Below are 3,990 nucleotides of genomic sequence, written 5' to 3' on the forward strand. Positions count from 1 at the left end.
CGGTGACCATGAGGACCAGGTGGCGATCCGCGACGGCGGAGCACTGTTGCGCCGTCTGCGGCGCAAGCCACTGGCCCACGAATCGGGGGAGCCCTTCCGGACGAGCGGCACGGCTCTGATCACGGGCGGCACCGGCGGCCTGGGCGCGCACACCGCGCGCTGGCTCGCTACCTGCGGCGCGGAGCATCTCGTCCTGACCTCACGGCGCGGCCTCGACGCACCCGGCGCGGGCGAACTCGTCACAGGACTGGAAGCTTTGGGTACGCGCGTGACGGTCGCAGCCTGCGATGTCTGCGACTACGACGCCCTGGCCCGGCTGGTCGAGCAGGTGGAGGCCGACGGCCCGCCGATCAGGACCGTCGTACACACCGCCGGCGTCGGCGAGCCCGGCTCGCTGGCCGGCACGGATCTCGCCGAGTTCGAGGCGGGTGCCGCGGCGAAGCTGATGGGCACCGCCCACCTGGACCGGCTCTTCGACCGTGAGGGACTGGACGCTTTCGTCCTGTACTCGTCCGTGGCCGCGGTCTGGGGCGCCGGGGCGCACGGTGCCTACGCGGCCGGCAACGCCTACCTCGACTCGGTCACCCGCAGCCGCCGCGCCCGCGGTCTGGCCGGGACCACCATCGCCTGGGGCCTGTGGTCGGCCGACGACGGCCTGGGCGGCAGCATCGACACCGGGTCCCTCAGCTGGCGGGGACTGTCGTTCATGAACCCGCGGACGGCTGTCGCCGGACTGCGGCAGGCGTTGGCGGACGACGAGGAGTTCCTCGCCATCGGCGACGTGGACTGGGAGGCCTTCACCCCGGCGTTCACCGCCGCCCGGCCGCGTCCACTGCTGGATGCCATGCCCGAAGTCCGCGCAGTCCTGGACGCGGACGACGGGGACGACACGGGTGAGGGGAACTCCCTGCGGGAACGGCTCCACCCGCTGGCCGTCGAAGACCGTGAGAAGGCCCTGCGCGATCTGGTGCGCACGCACACCGCCGAAGTCCTCGGGCACCCCACTGCGCACACCGTCGAGGAGGAGCGGCCGTTCCGTGACCTGGGCTTCGACTCGTTGCTCGCGGTCGAGCTGCGCAATGCGCTGCGCACCGCCACCGGGCTGAAGCTGCCCACCACCCTCGTCTTCGACCACCCCGACGTCATCCGCCTCGCGCAGCATCTGAACACCCTCCTCTTCGGCTCCGAGCCGGAGACCACGGCCCCGGCCGCGCCGGTCGCCGTACCCACCTCCGACGACGACCCCATCGCGATCATCGGCATGAGCTGCCGCTTCCCCGGCGGCATCAACAGTCCCGAGGAGCTGTGGCGGCTGCTGTCGGACGGTGACGAGGTCGTCGACGGGTTCCCCGAGGACCGCGGCTGGGACCTGGAGCGGCTCTACAGCCCGGACCCGGACGAGCAGGGGCGCACCTACGTCAGGACCGGTGGGTTCGTACGGGACGCGGGTCGGTTCGACCCCGCCTTCTTCGGCATCTCGCCGCGCGAGGCCCTGGCGATGGACCCGCAGCAGCGGCTGCTGCTGGAAACCTCCTGGGAAGCGCTCGAACGCGGCAGGATCGACCCGCACAGCCTGCGCGGCAGCAACTGCGGCGTGTTCGTCGGCGTCGGATTCGGCGGCTACGGCACGAGTCTGCGGCAGGTGCCGGACGGGGTGGAGGGGCACCTGCTCACCGGCACGAACTTCAGCGTGGCCTCCGGGCGGATCTCGTACACGCTGGGGCTCGAAGGCCCGGCGGTCACCGTGGACACGGCCTGCTCCTCCTCGCTGGTGGCCCTCCAACTCGCCGCGCGGTCACTGCGGTCCGGCGAATGCACGCTGGCCCTCGCCGGCGGAGCCTCCATCGGCTCGGCGCCCCTGGGCTTCATCGGTTTCAGCCGTCAGCGCGGTCTCGCCGAGGACGGCCGCTCCAAGGCGTTCGCGGACGACGCGGACGGCATGGGCATCTCCGAAGGCGCGGGCGTCTTTCTCCTGGAGCGTTTGTCGGATGCGCGTCGCAACGGGCACCAGGTGCTGGCGGTGCTGCGCGGCTGGGCGATGAACCAGGACGGTGCGTCGAACGGTCTGACGGCGCCGAACGGCCCGTCCCAGCAGCGGGTCATCCGGCAGGCGCTGGCGCACGCCCGGGTCGCGGCCACGGACGTGGACGTGGTGGAGGCGCACGGCACCGGCACCAAGCTGGGCGACCCGATCGAGGCGCAGGCACTGCTGGCCACCTACGGCCAGGACCGTCCGGCCGAGCAGCCGTTGTGGCTGGGGTCGGTCAAGTCGAACATCGGGCACACGCAGGGTGCGGCCGGTGTCGCGGGCGTGATGAAGATGGTGCTGGCGCTGCGGCACGGGCTGCTGCCCAGGACACTGCACGCCGAGACGCCGTCGTCGCACGTGGACTGGTCGACGGGCGCGGTGGAGCTGTTGTCCGAGGCACGTGAGTGGCCGCGTGCCGATGACCGGCCTCGGCGTGCTGGTGTGTCGGCGTTCGGGATGAGTGGGACGAACGCGCACGTGATCCTCGAAGAGGCTCCGGAGGAGGCCGTGGTCGGCATCGGCACTGCTGCCGGGGCGGCCGAGGTTCCGCCGGTGGTGCCGTGGCTGCTGTCCGCACGTGACGGGCAGGCGCTGCGCGATCAGGCCGCTGCGCTGCTTGGTTCGGTTGATGCGGTCGATCCGGTTGATGTGGGCTGGTCGTTGGTGACGACGCGGGCGCGGTTCGAGCACCGTGCTGCGGTGCTCGGCGCGTTCGGGACGGGGCTGTCGGCGTTGGCCGCGGGTGAGCCTGCTGGTGGCGTGGTGTCGGGTGTCGCGGGGCCGGTGGGGCGGACGGTGTTCGTCTTCCCTGGTCAGGGTGCGCAATGGCTGGGTATGGGTGCCGGTCTGCTGGAGAGCTCGCCGGTGTTCGCCTCGGTGGTGGCCGAGTGCGAGGCGGTGATGGGCGGCCTGGTCGACTGGTCGGTCACCTCCGTACTGCGGGGCGAGGCCGATGCGGCGCTGTGGGAGCGGGTCGATGTGCTCCAGCCGGCCTCGTTCGTGGTGATGGTCGGTCTGGCAGCGGTGTGGCAGTCCTACGGGGTGGAGCCGGCTGCTGTGGTGGGGCATTCGCAGGGCGAGATCGCCGCGGCCTATGTAGCGGGATCGCTGTCCCTCGCTGACGCGTTGCGGGTGGTGTGTCTGCGCAGTCGGGCGATCCGTGCTGTGGCCGGGCAGGGCGGTATGGCGTCGGTTGCCGCGCCGGTGGGGCGGGTTGAGGAGTTGCTGGAGCGGTGGCCTGGTCAGGTGTGGGTGGCTGCGGTCAACAGCGCCTCGCAGGTGGTGGTCTCCGGTGAGGCGGAGGCGGTCGGCGAGGTGGTGGCCGAGTGCGAGCGCTCGGGGCTACGGGCTCGCCGGATCGCGGTGGACTATGCCTCTCACTCCCCGGCCATGGACGCTTTGAAGGACGATCTGGCTGCTGCTTTGGAGGGCATCAGTCCGCGCGCCGGCCAGGTCCCTGTGCTGTCCACGGTGACGGGGGAGTTCACCGACGGCTCGCAGATGGACAGTGGTTATTGGTTCACGAATCTGCGCTCGCGGGTGCGGTTCGCCGAGGCCGTCGAAAAGCTGGCCGCGGAAGGCTTCGGCACGTTCGTGGAGGTCTCCTCCCATCCGGTGCTGACCACCGCTGTCCAGGAGGTCACCGATGGCACCGAGGGTGTCGTGGTGACCGGTTCGCTGCGGCGTGACGACGGTGGGCTGGACCGGTTCCTGGCGAGCGCGGCCGAGTTGTGGGTACGCGGCGTCGACGTCGACTGGACGGCCCTGTTCGCAGACGCTCGCCCCCGCACCGTCGATCTGCCCACCTACCCCTTCCAACGCCAGCACTACTGGCTGGTGGACGACGGTGCGGAAAGCGAGGCCGGTCAGGACCCGGTCGATGCCGAGTTCTGGTCCGCCGTGCGTGGCGGTGACACGAGTGCTTTCGCCGGTGAGCTGGGCCTCGCCGAGGACGCGCCGCT

Annotated in this window: 1 protein-coding gene; it reads left to right on the forward strand. The window is 71.4% G+C overall.

Going from position 1 to position 3,990, the window contains the following annotated elements; translation table 11 throughout:
* Positions 1-19: 19 nt before the first annotated feature.
* Positions 20-3,990 (forward strand): type I polyketide synthase (locus IO40_RS0132640; protein WP_157846467.1); only part of this gene is annotated, 3,971 nt, incomplete at its 3' end.

This window comes from Streptomyces albus subsp. albus, from assembly GCF_000725885.1.
GTDB lineage: Bacteria > Actinomycetota > Actinomycetes > Streptomycetales > Streptomycetaceae > Streptomyces > Streptomyces albus.